The organism is Ruegeria sp. AL1, assembly GCF_056540905.1.
In genome coordinates, this window is record NZ_JBQFXP010000005.1 from 223725 (window position 1) to 239148 (window position 15424).

Here is a 15424-nt window from a genome sequence, read left to right on the forward strand (position 1 = left end):
TATTCCCAATGTCACACAGTTGCTTTGGGTTTTGGGATAGGGCGGGAAAAATCCCGCCCTTTGAACAGCTTAGGCCAGCTGGATGTTGTCGGCGCTTTCGCGGCCGTCACGACCGGCGCGCAGCTCGTACGTGACTTTCTGGTTGTCGGCCAGACCGGTGAGGCCCGAACGCTCGACAGCCGAGATGTGCACGAACACGTCTTTGCCGCCTTCTTCCGGTGCAATAAAGCCGAAGCCTTTGGTGGTGTTAAACCATTTTACGGTGCCTGCGGGCATATCCGTTTCTCCTGTTTAAGTGCTGCCCACGGTGTTGCGGCAGCCCGGCGTCGTTGTCTGGATCGATAGACTGAGCGCCGTAATAGGAGACAGTAGGTCGAAAAAGAATAACGTAAGCAAGCCCGGTATGGCACCGCGCACTCGCTGTGACAAGAGAGATGCGCGCTCTTTCAAGTGGTTTTGAGCGTGTTCACGCCGTCCACCTCACTGATTTTGGGCCGCTTTGCCGAGCCCCCTCGGGGCCCGGCCGCTGCTTTGTGCGCACTGTCAGCCGAACACCCGACCCAGCGCGCCGTCAACCGCGTCAGTGATCTGGTCGATATCATCCGCGGTTGCGATCAATGCGGGCGAGAAGCACAATGTGTTGTTCTTGCCCGGGACCGAGCGGTTGGTCACGCCGATGATTACGCCTTGCGCCATGCAATCGGCCACGACCGCCTGCGCCTGCTTCTCGTGCACCGGATCACGGGTCTCACGATCCGATACCAGTTCGGCGCCAAGGAACAGGCCCTTGCCGCGTACATCGCCGATGACCTTGTGCTTTTCCATCAGCGCATGAAGATTGCCCATCATGCGCGCGCCCATGTCGGTGCAGTTCTGCAGCAGGTTTTCGTCCTCGATGATGCGCATATTCTCAATCGCGGCCGCCGGACCGGCGGTGCAGCCGCCAAAGGTCGAGATATCACGGAAATAATTCATCGGGTCGTCCGCGTTGTCCTTGAACATGTCAAAGATTTCCTCGGTCGTGACCAGACAGGCAATCGCCGCATAGCCCGAGGCGACACCCTTTGCCATGGTCACAAAGTCTGGCTTCACACCGTATTGCTGATAGCCAAACCATGTGCCGGTGCGGCCAACCCCGCAGACGACCTCGTCAATGTGCAGAAGGATATCGTATTTCTTGCAGATCTCCTGCACGCGCTGCCAATAGCCCTCGGGCGCTTCAATGACGCCGCCACCTGCCGTGACCGGCTCAAGGCACAGGGCGCCAACAGTATCGGGGCCTTCGCGCAGGATGACCTCTTCGATCTGATCGGCGGCCCATTCGCCGAAATTCTCTTCGGGTGCGCCATCCAGCTCATGTTTGCGGTATTCCATGCAATGGGGCACGCGCACGAAATCCGGCGCGAAGGGGCCGTATTGCGCGTTGCGTTCCTCCTGACCGCCCGCCGACATCGCCGCCAGAGTCGAGCCGTGATAGTCGCGGTCGCGGTACAGGATCTTGGTCTTCTTGCCGCCGTATTTCTTGTGGGCAATCTGGCGCACCATCTTGAAGGCTTTCTCATTCGCCTCAGAGCCAGAGTTCATGTAGTAGACCCGGCTCATCCCCGGCATCTTGCTGATCAGTTTTTCGGCAAAGATCGACCCGGGGATCGAGCCCGCCGACTGGGCGAAATAGCACAGTTTCATCAGTTGGTCATAGACGGCCTTGCAGATCGATTCGCGGCCATAGCCCACATTCACCGTCCAGACCCCGCCAGAAACGGCATCCAGATGCTCTTTGCCTTTCTGATCCCAGACGCGCATGCCCTTGCCTTCGACAATGATGCGCGGGTCGTTGGTTTCAAAAGGTTTATGCTGGATCAGGTGGTGCCAGATATGGGCGCGGTCGGCTTCGACCACGCGGGATAGATCGTTTTCGTTGAACGTGCCGTCCATGACATGTCCTTTCAGAATTTTGCGGTGTTCGGGCGTGAATGCCGCGCCGTCCGGCCAGAGATTTCGATGGCACAGATCACCGCGAATGATTGGTCGGAGATAGGGCCAGATTGCACTATCGCATAGCACCAGTCCACGGAAAAACAGTTCGAGAAAGACGCTGCAGCCGGGGCTGCGGGCACAAGGTCATACGGGATATCTGCGGTGCAGAGAAGTCACTCAACAGTCCGGTTTGTCGAATATTGTGAGGTCAAGATCCAGCATCTCGCCCATCCAGATCGCCCGATCACGGTGATCTGCCAGATGATCTCCTGTCTCGGGGTGGGTGAAGATCGTCAGGGCCTGGCGGTTCAGCATCAGCCAGGGGATCACCTGATCGAACGCCTCGGGCGCAAAGGCCAACTGGCAGCTCCAGCGTGGATGCGGTCCGACGTTGCGGGCATGCATTCGCCCCATCTCGACCGCGAACAGCTGTGCCGCCTGCTCGCATATCTGTTGCGCCAAATCCTGGGTGTCGGCATCGAAGTAGACGTGTGCATGGTAGCCGGTGATCTGGATCATCTAAAACCTCGCTGCTGTTTCCGGCAGCTTAGACCAGGATCGAACCCTCATAAATACGCAGCCAGTCACAGAGCTTGTGCGATGGCTCAGGCCGGAGCGTGCAAATCCGGATGCGCAGCCTGAAAGGCCGGGTGAGCGGTACAGGTTATTTCGACCTTCTGAATACGCGGCAAACCATCCAGATCGACCCCCCAGCGGCGCGCATTGTATAGCTGGGGCATGAGACAAAGATCAGCGAGCCCGGGCTGGCCTCCGGCGCAGAACGGGGCTGGTTCAAACCCGTCAAGCAACGCTTCGAAAGCCAGAAGGCCAGGGCGGATGAAATGGCGCATCCAGTCGCCCGGCATGTCGCCTGCCCCTTGTGCCAGGGCCGTGGCGTGCCTGGCGACCGACAGGTTGCAGACCGGATGCACATCCACAGCGACGCTGTGCGCCAGCGCCTGAACCGCGGCCCGTTTTGCCGGATCGTCAGGTAAAAGGCCCATCTGTCTGGTCTGATCCAGATACTCCAGAATCGCCAGCGATTGAGTCAGTCGCAGCCCATCTATGTCCAGGACCGGAACCAGTCCTTGCGGGTTGCGTGACAAGTGGTCGGCCGTGCGATGGGTGCCGGCAACCAGATCGACCGAGACGGGGCGATAGGCGATGCCCGCAAGGTTCAGCGCGATCCTTACGCGGTAGCTGGCAGAGGATCGCCAATAGTCATAAAGAACCACATCCGACATTTGAGGCTCAGCCTGCATCGTCGGACAAGGCGGCTGCTTTCAGCGCCTGTTTCAGAACGTTGCCGTCGCCAATATGGTTGGCAAGAACCAGCAGAAGCCGGGCGTTCAACGCATCACCCAGAGCTTTGTCCAGCCCTTCATGCGCCGCCAGCAGGTCAGCATAGAAATCATCGGCGTTGTCCAGGTTTGGTGTAAGGATCAGATCGGCCATGGTGCTTACTCCTTGCCCGTGGCCCGGCGGACCGCGTGACGGAATGCGTTTTCTTCATATGTATCGCGGCGGGCGGCCACATGCTGGTCGGGGCGGATCAGATAAACCGCGCTGGTGGCATTGCCGAGATAGCGATGCTTCAGTTCCAGCGTCGGGTCGTCTTTCACCGACAAGGCGACGCGGTTGACCGTGATCCCGTCCACTTCGATCTCGTCCGGCGCATCGGCGTCAATGGTCAACAACGTGAACTTGCCCGACAGATTGGGCAACAGGAACCCGTCACCCACCGGCGCATCCGGGCAGGCCGAGCCCGGGCGGGTGATTGCTGGCCCGTCCAGCGCATCGGCAGAGTTCAGCACCGAGCCATCATAGGTGCAAGGTACGCTCAGCCGTCCGGAATTGACCAGAGGACGGGCGAAATCATAATGCTCGCTGAGGTCCAGAACCGCGTCGCGCAGAAGACGGGACATTTCCGATTTCGGCGTTATGAAATCAGTGGAACGGGTAGAGTTCAGAATATTCTCGTCCGCGCCCACGATCCGCTCGGCATTGTAGCTGTCCAGCAGGGTTTCGGGGGCTTTTCCATCCAGAACGAGTTTCAGTTTCCAGCACAGATTATCCGTGTCCTGCAGGCCGGAATTCGCCCCGCGCGCGCCAAAGGGGCTGACCTGATGGGCGCTGTCGCCTGCAAACAGGACCCGGCCGTGGCGAAAATCCTCCATCCGGCGGCATTGGAAAGTGTAGATGCTGACCCACTCAAGCTCGAACTCGACATCGTCGCCCAGCATCGCCTTGAGGCGGGGGATCACGTTTTCGGGGCGCTTTTCACGCTCTTTGTCGATGTCCCAGCCTAACTGCAGGTCAATACGCCAGATATTGTCGGGCTGTTTGTGCAGCAGCGCCGATTGCCCCTTGTTGAAAGGCGGATCGAACCAGAACCAGCGTTCGGTCGGAAAATCGGCCTCCATGATGACATCGGCGATCAGGAAATTGTCTTCGAACACGCGGCCCACGAAATCCAGACCCAGCATGCGGCGGGTTGGCGAGTTCGCCCCGTCGCAGGCGATCAGCCAATCGGCCTCGATCGTGTACGAGCCTTCGGGCGTTTCGACTTCGAGCTTGACGTGATCGTCATGAGTGCCGATCGCCTCGACCTTGTTGCGCCCCCGGATTTCCAACGGCGCGCCTGCGTCCTGCAATGCGCGAATGCGGTCGACCAGAACCTTTTCGAAATAATATTGCTGAAGGTTGATGAAAGCGGGGTTCGCATAGCCGTCATCGGGTTGTAGGTTGAACTGATAGACATCGCGGTCGTCAAAGAACACCTTGCCCACATTCCACTGAACGCCTTTTTCGACCATCGGCTGGCCCGCGCCCAAACGGTCGGCAATATCAAGCGTGCGTTGCGAGAAGCAGATCGCGCGGCTGCCGAAGCTGACTTTGTCATTGTCATCGAGAACAACCACTTCGACCCCCTGCTGCGCCAGATCGATGGCTGCAGCCAGACCAACCGGACCTGCACCAATGACGATAACCTTGTGTCGGACGGGGGTCGGTGCATCCTGATCCGGGCTACGCGTGTAGCTATAGAGTGGCACTTCGAAAATCTTGTTCATGGGCTCTCTCCCCAATTCTGATGCGCACGCGGCGCAGACATCCGATCCCCGACCAGTGATAGCCGCAGGTTCAACCTTATGGTTTCATCGATTTCAGGCGGGCAAAACGATCTGGATCAAATCCGCCCGCTTTTCCTTAGTCTTGCAGGGCCTCCCACATCTCAAGATCGCGCTGCGCGGTCCAGATGCGAGGGGTGTCGATGCCGCGCGCCTCGTCATAGGCGCGGGCGACGTTGAAGGGCAAACAGTGTTCATAGATCGCGTAATCGGCAAATTTCGGATCGCATTCGGCGCGTACTGCGTCCCAGGCTTCCTTCAGGCTGCCACCGCGCGCCGCGACTTTTGCTGCCGGCCGGTAGGTGCTTTCCACGAAATCGCGGGTGTTTTCGATGGCCGCGTTGACCATGTCCTTGCCGATCAGAGCGTCTCCGCGCCCCGGCGCGATGGCGTCCACGTCGAACCATTTGATCTCGTCCAGCGTGTCCCCCCAGTCACTGAAATGCCCGTCGCCGCAATAGCAGGCCGAGTGGTATTCGACGATGTCACCGGTGAACATGACGTTTTGATCGGGAACATGAATCACGATATCGCCTGCGGTGTGGGCACGACCGAGATGCATCAGGTCGATCCGGCGGTTGCCCAGATAAACGGTCATCGTGTCGCTGAATGTGGTGGTGGGCCATGTAAGGCCCGGGATGCTTTCATGTCCTTCAAACAGACGAGGGAAACGCTGGAATTCGCTGTCCCAATCCTCTTGTCCGCGTTCGACCACCATCGCGCGGGCCATGTCCGACATCAGAATCTGTTGCGCGCCAAAAGCGCTGGCGCCCAGCACACGGACGGCGTGGTAATGGGTCAGCGCCACGTGCGTGATCGGCTTGTCCGTCACTGATCGGACACATTCGATCACCTTGTTGGCCAGACGCGGTGTTGCCTGCGCTTCGACAATCATCACGCTATCATCACCGATAATGACGCCCGAGTTCGGGTCGCCTTCGGCGGTGAAGGCGTAAAGGCCCTCGCCCACCTCGGTGAAGCTGATGTTTTTTTCTGACATGTCCCCCTGGGACGCGAATGCCTTGGCCATGTTGGGTCTGTCCTTGTTTGGTTGCGCCGGTGGTACGTGCGGGACGCCTCCGGCGGGAGTATTTGGGAAAAGATGAAGGGCTGGTTCTATCTTTCGTAAGGGTTTTCGAGAGCGGGCAGGACCGAGCCGGTGCAATCGCCGAAGCCGATCGTGTAGCCATCGCCATATGCGGCGCCCTGCAGGGTCAGTGTGTCGCCATCTTCGATGAAGCTGCGGCTTTCGCCGGTATCGAGCGTCAGTGGTTCTTTCCCGCCCCAGCTGAGTTCCAGCAGCGAGCCGCGTTCGGGTTTGGTCGGGCCGGAGATGGTGCCGGACCCGAGCAGGTCGCCTGTGTTCATCGGGCAGCCCGAGGTGGTGTGATGGGCCAGTTGCTGGGCCGCGGAATAGTACATCTCGCGGTAGTTTGTCTGTGCGATTGTGCTGGCGGCTTTGCCGTCAGGTGCCATGGTGACCTTGAGGTCGATGTCGTAAAGCATCGGGCCACAGTCTTTCAGATGGTCCAGCAACTCGAATTCGCGCGTGGGTGTGTCGCAGCGGAACGGCTCAAGCGCGGCTTTGGTCACGATCCACGGGCTGACGGATGTGGCTGTGGCCTTGGCCTGGAACGGGCCGAGGGGCTGGTATTCCCAGGCCTGAATGTCGCGGGCGGACCAGTCGTTCAGCAGGACATAGCCGAAGATGTTGTTATCCGCCTCTTGCACCGAGAGTGGTCCGTCCGAGGGGGTTCCGACGATTGCGCCCATTTCCAGTTCGATGTCGAACCGGCGGCAGGGCAGAAAAGCCGGGCGATCGTAATCGGGGGATTTCAGCTGGCCCCAAGGGCGGCGAATGTCGGTGCCGGACACAACAACCGACGAAGCGCGACCGTTATAACCGATTGGGATATGCAACCAGTTCGGCGGCAACGCATTTTCCGGGCCGCGAAACATGGTGCCGACGTTCTGAGCATGATGTCGGCCAGCATAGAAATCTGTATATTCGCTGACAGCAAACGGCATGTGCAGCTCTGCTTCGTTTTGCGCGACCAGCAGTGGCTCGACCTTCTGTTGTTCGTCGGACCCGTCCGACAGCAGTGTCACCAGGCGGTCGCGCAGCGCGGCCCAGACTGCGGGGCCTTGCTCCATCAGCGGGTTCCAGAAGGGTATGTCGAACAAAGGCTCATCGGCCAGATCGATGAGGCCCTCGTGCTCGGCGCGGGTGACATCCAGGATCATGTCCCCGATGGCCACGCCGCAGCGCGGGTCGGTGTCGCCCGTTGAGAACACGCCGTAAGGAAGGTTGTTCAGCGGAAAGGGATGGCTGGCCGAATTGGCTGAAGCAACCCAGGATTTCATCAATGGCATATTTGGTCCTTGTTTTTCAAAACCGGATCATTGGGCGGAGCGCAGTGATTTCAGTCCCAGCATCACTGCGGCCAGGATCATGAAGCTGCCGCCAGCACGATCAAGCCAAAGCCGCGCCGGACCCTTGAGCCGTGCCGCCAACCAGCTGGCGCTGCCGCCGTACAGGGTCAGAAACACACCATCAAGGGTTAGGTAGGTGATGGAGAGAATTGCGAATTGAGGCCAGAACGGCAGCGATCCGTCAATGAATAGGGGAAATAGCGCGGCAAAGAACACCACAGCTTTGGGGTTGGCCGCCGAGGTGACGAAGCCCTGCATCCAGAGGGATTTTCGGCTGGCCCGCGCCGCGGCGTTTGGTGCATTTGGGCTGGCCTTTGATATCATGCGAAACCCGAGAAACAGCAGATAGGCGACGCCCAGCCATTTGATCACGGCCAGCGCTGTGCCCGATGCTGCAATGATGGCTGCCAGTCCCAGACCGGCCGCCAGCATTTGCATCATGTTGGCCGTCAGGTCTCCGGCTGCGGTAAACAGCCCACGCCGCAGACCGTTCACCGCCGAATTCGAGAGCATCAGCAACTGGCTTGGGCCGGGTGTGCTCATCAACAGCAACACGGTGGCGACATAAGTTATCCAGACATCGATGCTCATGATTGCTCACTTCTTGCCGGGGGTTCCGTCGAACTTTTTCTCGAGCGAAGTCCAGCAGTCAATGTAATCGTCCTGCAACGGAGCCTCGTTGGCGGCAAATTGTGTAAGATGCTGCGGGAAGCGGGTTTCCAGCATGAAGGACATGGTGTTATCCAGCTTGTCCGGGCCGAGATTGGAGGTGGACGCCTTTTCGAACGCATCCTTGTCGGGCCCGTGCGGGATCATCATGTTGTGCAGGCTCAGCCCGCCGGGAACAAAGCCCTGCGGTTTGGCGTCGTACTGGCCGTAGATGTTGCCCATCAGCTCGGACATGATGTTCTTGTGATACCAGGGTGGGCGGAACGTGTCCTCCATCACCATCCAGCGTTCACGGAACAGGACAAAGTCGATATTGGCTGTACCCGGCTGGCCCGAAGGTGCGGTCAGGACGGTGAAGATCGACGGATCAGGGTGGTCGAACAGGATCGCACCGACCGGGCAATAGGTGCGCAGATCGTATTTGTAAGGCGCGTAATTGCCGTGCCAGGCCACCACGTCGAGTGGACTTTGGCCGATCTGAGTGGTGTGGAACTGCCCGCACCATTTGATCGTCAGGGCCGAGGGCACCTCGCGGTCCTCGAATGCGGCCACCGGTGCCTTGAAATCGCGCGGATTGGCCATGCAGTTGGCGCCGATCGGGCCGCGCCCGGGTAACTCGAATTTCTGGCCGTAATTTTCGCAGACAAAACCGCGGGCTGGGCCTTCCAGCACTTCGACCCGGTAGACCAGCCCCCGCGGGATGATGGCGATTTCCTTGGGCTCCAGATCAATAATCCCCAGCTCGGTCGCAAACCGCAGGCGGCCTTCCTGCGGCACCACCAGCATTTCGGAATCGGCCGAGAAGAAATAGGCATCCTGCATCGACTCGGTGACCAGATAGACGTGGCTGGCCATGCCGACCTGCGTGTTGACGTCGCCTGCGGTGGTCATCGTGCGCATGCCGGTCAGCCATGTCAGGCCTTCATCTGCATGTTGCACTGCATCCCAGCGATACTGGCCCAGGCTGATCACATCGGGATCAACGCAGGGGGCAGATTTCCAATACGGCAGATCGATCTTTTCATAGCGGTGCGAATGCTTGACCGAGGGGCGAATGCGGTAACACCATGTCCGCTCGGGCGGGTTGGCGGTAAAGGCAGTGCCGCTAAGCTGTTCACCATAAAGGCCATAGTTGCAGCGTTGCGGGCTATTCATGCCCTGAGGCAGCGCGCCGGGCAGGGCTTCGGTTTCGAAATCATTGCCAAAACCGGGCATATAGCCTGCATGTGTGCCAACGGGGGTACTGGCCTGAGTCAGGGCGTGCGGATCAGTCGGACGGTTCATCCTGTGCTCCTTTCATTTGCTGCTTGTCGGATAATAGTTGATTTTGTAACTAACAACCATGAGCAACACTGAATCCACAAAAAATGATGACTTTGATTTGCGGAATTTCCTGCCGTACCTGCTGAACCGGGCGGCGGAAGAAAGTTCGCTTGAATTTCAGCGGGTTTACAAAGACCGATACGGCATGTTGCGCACCGAATGGCGGGTGCTGTTTCATCTGGGCAATTATGGCGAGATGACCGCGAAGGAGATCGGGGAACAGGCTAAAATCCATAAGACCAAGATCAGCCGGGCTGTCAGCAAGCTAGAGCAGCGCCGATTCCTGATCCGCACCCGCAGCCAGAATGACCGCCGGGTTGAACTGCTGTCGCTGACGCCGCACGGGCACACGGCTTATCGGGACCTGAGGGGTGTCGCGGCGCAATATGATGCTAAGCTGGCCGGGTTGTTTGATCAGCACGAGGTCGAGCTGCTGCGCCATATGCTTCGGCGGTTGTCGCATATGGGGTGATCTATGGTAAATTCGACTGTTCATCCCCAGATGACACATAGGATGAACACAGGAACGTGAGATGACAGCCCCCAACCCCAACGCGGCAAAGTCCGGTGACCTGATCAACTGGATTGTTGACCGCAGCCTGAAGGGCGCGGACAAGGAAGAATTGCTGGATGGCTACTGCACCCGGCTGGTTGAGATGGGTGTCCCGTTGATGCGGTTTCACGCCGCGCAGTCAGCGCTGCATCCGGTGTATGGCGGCACGGGCTATAGCTGGTATCAGGGGCGTGGCGGTGACTATCAGAAGTTCGAGTATTCGGAAGAAGTTGGCGAGGACTGGCAGAACAGCCCTCTGTACGCGATTCTCAACAGCGACACAGAAGTTGTGCATGAACGTATGTACGAGCAAAACGAACCCAGCCGCTATCCGCTGATCAACGAGCTGCGGGAAATCGGTGCCACCGAGTATTACGCAACCGGTGTGACGTTCGATTTGCCATCCAACAGTTTGCCGAAAGACGCCAAAAGGCCGGTGGACGGGGTTTTGCTGTCCTGGACCTCAGATGCGCCTGAGGGCTTTGCCGAGGACGATCTGAAACTGATCGACACCGCGCTGCCGCATCTGGGTCTTGCGTTGAAATCCGCCTCAAATGCGCGGATTTCAAAGGATCTGATGCGTGTGTATCTGGGCCGCGATGCGGGGCGGCGCGTGTTGTCCGGCGAGATTCGTCGCGGGTCGTTGCAGCAGATTGATGCGGTGATCTGGAATTTTGATCTGGAAGGATTCACCAGCCTGTCCGAGGAACTGCCGGGCAACGAGATTATCGACATGCTGAACGACTATCTGGCCGTCGTCGTGGGCGTTGTGCATGACAATGGTGGCAATATCCTGAAATTCATGGGCGACGGGCTGATGGCCATGTTCGATGTCGGCGATATTGACGAAGATGCCCGCGCGGCGCTGGCAGCCGTGCCGGATCTGCAAACTCGCATGGCCGCGTTGAATACCCGACGCACAGAGGCCGGGTTGCCCGTCGCGAATTTCACGCTGGCGCTGCATTCCGGTGAGATTTTGTACGGCAATATCGGGTCCGAGACACGGCTGGATTTCACAGTGATTGGCCCTGCTGTCAACCAGACCGCGCGGATTGCCGGCATGCACCGGTCGCTGGGGCAACGCATCCTGATCTCGGACGATGTGGCGCAGGCGGCGCAGCCCTGCAATCAGGACCTGATCTCGGTCGGGCGTTATATGCTGCGCGGGGTGCCTGAACCCAAAGAGCTGTTTACCGTCTATAACGGCACCAAATAGCTTTCGTATGCCGCGTTTGCGCGGCTCAGGTTCAGCCCGGTGGCGGGCACACAACCTCGATCAGAGAGGGGCCGTCGCTGCTCAGACCATCGGACAGGGCCTTTACGAACTGGTCGATATCCTCGACGCGGGTTCCGGGAACGCCATGTCCCTTTGCCAACGCCACCCAGTCAAGCACCGGGTTTTCAACATCAAACATGGCCTGCGCGTTGCGGCCATATTTTTCCACGCCGACATTTGTCAGCTCATCACGCAGAATCTGATAGCCGCGATTGGCAAAGACCACGACGGTCACATCTAGGTTTTCGCGGGCCATGGTCCACAGCGACTGCAGCGTATACATCGCCGACCCGTCGCCGGTCAGGGCGATGACTTTGCGGTCAGGGCAGGCGATGGCTGCTCCTGTGGCGCAAGGCAGGCACAGGCCGATGGCGCCTCCGGTCCCGGACAACACCTCATGGGGGCGGGCGGTTGCCATTGGTGGAATCACGTGGAACCCGGATGTAACCGATTCATTGCACACAATCGCGCCTTCCGGGAACAGCGCGGCCAAAGCCTGCCCGACCTTATCCAGGGACATCTGTCCGCTCGGCACATCCGGCAGGCTTAAGGGCACGAGGGCGGCTTGGGTTTGTTCGGTGACCCCGACCGCATCCGCCAGCGCCCGCAGGGTCCAGTCGATGTCATCTGTTGGCAGGCACAGGCTGGTGACCGGGCATCCGGGCGGTTCGGGCAAGCTGGGTTTGCCGGGATAGGCAAAGAAGGCCACAGGCCTGTCACTGCCGATCAGAGTGATCGAGGACGTGCCCTCCAACTGTTCGATTTTGGGCGTGATCGGATAGACAAGCTGTTCCAGACGGGCGGTCCCGGCCCCTTTCGAGATACGCGGGATCAAGGTGTCGGCCAACAACCGGCAACCGGTGGCGGCTGCGATCCGACCTGCCAATTGCCGCTGTGCGCCAAAAAGCGCCGCGCCTCCGATCAGCAAAGCCGCGCCCGGCGACCTTAACCGTTTGGCGGCAGCTTCAATCTCATCCGTTGACGGGCGCGTCAAAGGTGGTTGCCCGGCGGCTTGGCGCGGCGTCGCATCGGCACTGTCCCATGCGGCATCTGCAGGCAGAACCAGCGTGGCGATCTGCCCGTTGCGGGACCGCGCCGCCTGAATGGTGGCCGCCCCGTCAGCGGCAACATCGCCGGCCGCGCCAGAGATGCGCGTCCAGTGGCTGACAGACTGGCTGACGCCCAGAATGTCGCCCTTCAGCGGGCTTTCATACCTCAGATGGTGAGAAGCATGATCGCCCACCACATTCACGATCCCGGACCCGGCCTTGCGGGCATTGTGCAGGTTGGCAAAGGCATTCCCGAAGCCTGGGGCCAGATGCAGAAGGGTCCCGGCCACATCGCGTTTCATTCGGTAATACCCGTCCGCTGCACCTGTCGTGCCGCCTTCAAACAGGCACAGCACGCAATTCATCTCGGGGTGATCGTCCAGCGCGGCGACAAAGTGCATCTCGGATGTACCGGGATTGGCAAAGACCGTATCCAGACCATTGTGCAGGAAGGTCTTTACCAGAGAATATGCACCGTTCATGTGATCACCTTCGTTCAGCTATGGGGCTGACCATAGGCGAACGCGGCCCGCATGGTAATCCGAATTACGGCTGAGGTCCGGGACAGGCAGCTTGGTCGCTAGAAATCAATCTCGACGCCGGGCAGGTTCAGCTCTTTCATCATGTCGCGCAATTCCTGGCGCGCGGCGATGTTCGAGATATTAAGCTGTTTGACACCGATATCCTTGAGATCCAGCAGGGTCAGTCCGCGTGGGAACAGCTCGCGAAAGATAACCCGTTCCGAGAAGCCCGAGGCCACCCGGAAGCCGATGCGCTGCGACAGCATCTCGATGGCGCGCTGCATCTTTTCCTTGTTGACCATGCGCTGGGTGCCGACGCGGTTGCGCACCACCACCCAGTCGATGGGTTTCAGTCCCGCCTGCGCACGCAACTGGCGCGCGTTCCACACCATTTCGGAATAAACCGACGGCCCAAGGATTTTCTCGCCCTTTGAATCGATCCGTGCAAGCAGGTCGAAATCGATGAAACTGTCATTGAGCGGCGTAACCAATGTATCGGCCAGCGAATGTGCGACCTGACTGAGGCGCGTGTGCGAACCGGGACAGTCGATCAGGATAAAGTCGCTGTCACTTTCCAACTCGGCCACAGCGGCGGACAGGCGGTGGTCATAGATGTTTTCGCCAGGTTTCAGAGTGGTCGCATCGATCTCGGGCAGATCGTGATGGCGCGGGCTGGGCAAGTGCAGATCCGAGCCGTTGACGAAGTTCAGCCGGTTTTCAAAGTACCGTCCAAGACTGCGCTGCCGCAAATCCAGATCCAGTGTGCTGACCTTGTGCCCCAACCGGGCCAGAGCGGTGGCCACATGCATCGAGACGGTCGATTTCCCGGCGCCGCCCTTTTCGTTTCCGACCACAATAATATGTGCCATGCCTGTATTCCCACGTCCCGCAGTGTTTGCCACCGGTTGTTGGCCGCTACTATATGTTGTGTCAGCAGGGAAGGGAAGAACCTCGCGTGGGCTCAGTCGGGAATTACAGAGACTAATTTGAAAAAATGATTGCTGGGCACGGGTTATATATGATGCGATGCCAAGGCAGATGCCTCGTATCGCGGTCTCAGCAACGGATATGGGGAAAAGGCTTCGAGCGGGTCATCTGTTTTTGAATGCTCTGACCATAGTTTTGCACATCCTGACCTGTGCCGGATTCGGGTGCGCACTGGTGGTATTCAAGCGCCGTTCCACAAGGTCATCGGTAGCATGTCATCGCGGAAATGCTATCCAACGCTGATCACCCCGCACTTGTCTTCGCCCAGCGTCACAGATGCCGTTTTCGTGATTTGAAAATCGATGATGGCTGCGTGAGTGTGCGCCGAACTCTGACATCTGCCCGGAAAAGGATATTCTTATGATCGGATACGTAACCATCGGTGTTTCGGATATGGAACGCGCCAAGGAGTTTTATACTTCGCTGTTTGCCGACAAGGGGGCGAAGGTTCAGATGGATGCGGGCCGCATTGCTTTCATTGGCGCGGAACCGGGGGCGCCGATGGTGGCAGTCTGCAATCCTTTCGATGGCAATACGTGTGCGCCGGGCAATGGCAACATGATTGCTTTCGCGGCCGAGGACAAAGATGCCGTTTCAACCATGTATCAAAAAGCTCTGAGCCTTGGTGCCACCGACGAAGGCGAGCCGGGCCAGCGGGTCCCTGATGTGTTTTACGGCGCTTATGCGCGCGACCCCGATGGCAACAAGTTGTGCTTTTACGTTTTTGGCTAAGTTCAGAGATCGATGAAAGAAAAAGGCCGCCCCGTTTGGGCGGCCTTTCGCGTTCGAACCGGGGTCGGGATTAAAAGCCCAGACCTTCGTATTTCTTCTTGAACTTCGACACACGGCCGCCGGCGTCCATCAGACGCGCGCCGCCACCGGTCCATGCGGGGTGCACGGAGGGGTCGATTTCCAGAGCCAGCTGGTCGCCCTCGGCGCCCCAGGTGGATTTCATCTGAACCACGGTGCCATCGGTCAATTTGACGTCGATGACGTGATAATCGGGATGGATGTCTTTTTTCATCTTTCCGCTCCTTACGCCTCGGCGCCAGCCTTGGGCTTGTAGTTGGTGACCTCTGCGATACGTGCGGATTTACCGCGACGGGTGCGCAGATAGTACAGTTTGGCGCGACGGACGCGGCCACGGCGGACAACGGTGATGCTGTCGATGTTGGTCGAATGCAGCGGGAATACACGCTCTACGCCTTCGCCAAACGAAATCTTGCGGACGGTGAACGAACCGGCGATGCCGCTGCCACCTTTGCGCGCGATGCAGACACCTTCGTAGTTCTGCACACGGGTACGCGACCCTTCGGTCACTTTAAAGCCGACACGGATGGTGTCACCGGCTTTGAAATCGGGAATGTCCTTCCCCAGGGCGGCAATCTGTTCCGCCTCAAGCTGTGCGATCAGGTCCATCGCATTTACTCCTATATGCTCGTGGTTGTTCCACGAAGTTTGGGCACGGCCTGAGAGCTCTTGGTCTTCACCGGGTCCTGCGTACAGCC

The 15424-nt window shown here is 59.0% G+C and carries 17 protein-coding genes; 3 read left to right on the forward strand and 14 right to left on the reverse strand.

From position 1 onward, the window contains the following. Positions 1 to 69 precede the first annotated feature (69 nt). From ACRZ9X_RS10250 to hmgA, 10 genes are all read right to left on the reverse strand, one after another. The gene (locus tag ACRZ9X_RS10250; protein ID WP_298850459.1) at positions 70 to 276 is read right to left on the reverse strand and encodes a cold-shock protein; all 207 of its coding nucleotides are present in this window, start codon (positions 274 to 276) and stop codon (positions 70 to 72) included. 267 nt (positions 277 to 543) lie between these two features. After that, on the reverse strand, positions 544 to 1935 hold the full coding sequence (locus ACRZ9X_RS10255; protein ID WP_480518428.1) for an aminotransferase family protein: 1392 nt from the start codon (positions 1933 to 1935) through the stop codon (positions 544 to 546). A gap of 219 nt (positions 1936 to 2154) precedes the next feature. After that, the gene (locus ACRZ9X_RS10260) at positions 2155 to 2496 is read right to left on the reverse strand and encodes a DOPA 4,5-dioxygenase family protein (protein ID WP_480518430.1); all 342 of its coding nucleotides are present in this window, start codon (positions 2494 to 2496) and stop codon (positions 2155 to 2157) included. A gap of 86 nt (positions 2497 to 2582) precedes the next feature. Then, entirely contained in the window at positions 2583 to 3221 is a 639-nt protein-coding gene (maiA, locus tag ACRZ9X_RS10265; protein ID WP_480518432.1) for a maleylacetoacetate isomerase, read from the reverse strand. Between the two features lie 7 nt (positions 3222 to 3228). Next, the gene (locus tag ACRZ9X_RS10270; RefSeq protein ID WP_480518434.1) at positions 3229 to 3432 is read right to left on the reverse strand and encodes a DUF2783 domain-containing protein; all 204 of its coding nucleotides are present in this window, start codon (positions 3430 to 3432) and stop codon (positions 3229 to 3231) included. Positions 3433 to 3437: 5 nt separating this feature from the next. Beyond that, on the reverse strand, positions 3438 to 5048 hold the full coding sequence (locus ACRZ9X_RS10275; protein ID WP_480518436.1) for an FAD-dependent oxidoreductase: 1611 nt from the start codon (positions 5046 to 5048) through the stop codon (positions 3438 to 3440). A 136-nt stretch (positions 5049 to 5184) separates the two neighbouring features. Next, on the reverse strand, positions 5185 to 6135 hold the full coding sequence (locus tag ACRZ9X_RS10280; protein ID WP_480518438.1) for an MBL fold metallo-hydrolase: 951 nt from the start codon (positions 6133 to 6135) through the stop codon (positions 5185 to 5187). A gap of 86 nt (positions 6136 to 6221) precedes the next feature. Further along, a complete protein-coding gene (gene fahA / locus ACRZ9X_RS10285; RefSeq protein WP_480518440.1) occupies positions 6222 to 7478 on the reverse strand; it encodes a fumarylacetoacetase in 1257 nt (418 codons plus the stop codon). Between the two features lie 27 nt (positions 7479 to 7505). Next, a complete protein-coding gene (locus tag ACRZ9X_RS10290; protein ID WP_480518442.1) occupies positions 7506 to 8129 on the reverse strand; it encodes a LysE family translocator in 624 nt (207 codons plus the stop codon). A 6-nt stretch (positions 8130 to 8135) separates the two neighbouring features. After that, positions 8136 to 9491 carry a homogentisate 1,2-dioxygenase gene (gene hmgA / locus ACRZ9X_RS10295; protein WP_480518444.1) on the reverse strand — a complete coding sequence of 452 codons (1356 nt, stop codon included), beginning with the start codon at positions 9489 to 9491 and terminating at the stop codon, positions 8136 to 8138. 58 nt (positions 9492 to 9549) lie between these two features. Here hmgA and ACRZ9X_RS10300 point away from each other — a divergent pair, with 58 nt between their 5' ends. Then, positions 9550 to 10002, forward strand: coding sequence for a MarR family winged helix-turn-helix transcriptional regulator (locus ACRZ9X_RS10300; protein ID WP_480518446.1), 453 nt, complete (start codon positions 9550 to 9552; stop codon positions 10000 to 10002). Positions 10003 to 10063: 61 nt separating this feature from the next. Next, positions 10064 to 11299 carry an adenylate/guanylate cyclase domain-containing protein gene (locus tag ACRZ9X_RS10305; RefSeq protein ID WP_480518448.1) on the forward strand — a complete coding sequence of 412 codons (1236 nt, stop codon included), beginning with the start codon at positions 10064 to 10066 and terminating at the stop codon, positions 11297 to 11299. A 31-nt stretch (positions 11300 to 11330) separates the two neighbouring features. On the opposite strand, the gene ACRZ9X_RS10310 is transcribed toward ACRZ9X_RS10305, so the two are convergent. Beyond that, the gene (locus ACRZ9X_RS10310) at positions 11331 to 12890 is read right to left on the reverse strand and encodes an acetolactate synthase large subunit (RefSeq protein WP_480518450.1); all 1560 of its coding nucleotides are present in this window, start codon (positions 12888 to 12890) and stop codon (positions 11331 to 11333) included. Between the two features lie 98 nt (positions 12891 to 12988). Continuing rightward, positions 12989 to 13798, reverse strand: a complete 810-nt coding sequence (locus tag ACRZ9X_RS10315) for a division plane positioning ATPase MipZ (RefSeq protein ID WP_480518452.1) — start codon at positions 13796 to 13798, stop codon at positions 12989 to 12991. Positions 13799 to 14276: 478 nt separating this feature from the next. Between ACRZ9X_RS10315 and ACRZ9X_RS10320 the strand changes: the two genes are divergently transcribed. Continuing rightward, entirely contained in the window at positions 14277 to 14648 is a 372-nt protein-coding gene (locus ACRZ9X_RS10320; protein WP_480518454.1) for a VOC family protein, read from the forward strand. Positions 14649 to 14718: 70 nt separating this feature from the next. On the opposite strand, the gene rpmE is transcribed toward ACRZ9X_RS10320, so the two are convergent. Together rpmE and rplS are read right to left on the reverse strand one after the other, a co-directional pair. After that, on the reverse strand, positions 14719 to 14940 hold the full coding sequence (gene rpmE / locus ACRZ9X_RS10325) for a 50S ribosomal protein L31 (protein ID WP_420586214.1): 222 nt from the start codon (positions 14938 to 14940) through the stop codon (positions 14719 to 14721). Between the two features lie 11 nt (positions 14941 to 14951). Continuing rightward, complete coding sequence (gene rplS, locus ACRZ9X_RS10330) at positions 14952 to 15335, reverse strand: 50S ribosomal protein L19 (RefSeq protein WP_039541573.1); 384 nt, start codon at positions 15333 to 15335, stop codon at positions 14952 to 14954. Positions 15336 to 15424: the final 89 nt, after the last annotated feature.

Excerpts from the sequence above, each read along its gene's own strand:
- ACRZ9X_RS10250 (WP_298850459.1), bottom strand. The coding sequence starts at position 276 with ATGCCCGCAGGCACCGTAAAATGGTTTAACACCACCAAAGGCTTCGGC.
- ACRZ9X_RS10255 (WP_480518428.1), bottom strand. The coding sequence starts at position 1,935 with ATGGACGGCACGTTCAACGAAAACGATCTATCCCGCGTGGTCGAAGCC.
- ACRZ9X_RS10260 (WP_480518430.1), bottom strand. The coding sequence starts at position 2,496 with ATGATCCAGATCACCGGCTACCATGCACACGTCTACTTCGATGCCGAC.
- maiA (WP_480518432.1), bottom strand. The coding sequence starts at position 3,221 with ATGTCGGATGTGGTTCTTTATGACTATTGGCGATCCTCTGCCAGCTAC.
- ACRZ9X_RS10270 (WP_480518434.1), bottom strand. The coding sequence starts at position 3,432 with ATGGCCGATCTGATCCTTACACCAAACCTGGACAACGCCGATGATTTC.
- ACRZ9X_RS10275 (WP_480518436.1), bottom strand. The coding sequence starts at position 5,048 with ATGAACAAGATTTTCGAAGTGCCACTCTATAGCTACACGCGTAGCCCG.
- ACRZ9X_RS10280 (WP_480518438.1), bottom strand. The coding sequence starts at position 6,135 with ATGGCCAAGGCATTCGCGTCCCAGGGGGACATGTCAGAAAAAAACATC.
- fahA (WP_480518440.1), bottom strand. The coding sequence starts at position 7,478 with ATGCCATTGATGAAATCCTGGGTTGCTTCAGCCAATTCGGCCAGCCAT.
- ACRZ9X_RS10290 (WP_480518442.1), bottom strand. The coding sequence starts at position 8,129 with ATGAGCATCGATGTCTGGATAACTTATGTCGCCACCGTGTTGCTGTTG.
- hmgA (WP_480518444.1), bottom strand. The coding sequence starts at position 9,491 with ATGAACCGTCCGACTGATCCGCACGCCCTGACTCAGGCCAGTACCCCC.
- ACRZ9X_RS10300 (WP_480518446.1), top strand. The coding sequence starts at position 9,550 with ATGAGCAACACTGAATCCACAAAAAATGATGACTTTGATTTGCGGAAT.
- ACRZ9X_RS10305 (WP_480518448.1), top strand. The coding sequence starts at position 10,064 with ATGACAGCCCCCAACCCCAACGCGGCAAAGTCCGGTGACCTGATCAAC.
- ACRZ9X_RS10310 (WP_480518450.1), bottom strand. The coding sequence starts at position 12,890 with ATGAACGGTGCATATTCTCTGGTAAAGACCTTCCTGCACAATGGTCTG.
- ACRZ9X_RS10315 (WP_480518452.1), bottom strand. The coding sequence starts at position 13,798 with ATGGCACATATTATTGTGGTCGGAAACGAAAAGGGCGGCGCCGGGAAA.
- ACRZ9X_RS10320 (WP_480518454.1), top strand. The coding sequence starts at position 14,277 with ATGATCGGATACGTAACCATCGGTGTTTCGGATATGGAACGCGCCAAG.
- rpmE (WP_420586214.1), bottom strand. The coding sequence starts at position 14,940 with ATGAAAAAAGACATCCATCCCGATTATCACGTCATCGACGTCAAATTG.
- rplS (WP_039541573.1), bottom strand. The coding sequence starts at position 15,335 with ATGGACCTGATCGCACAGCTTGAGGCGGAACAGATTGCCGCCCTGGGG.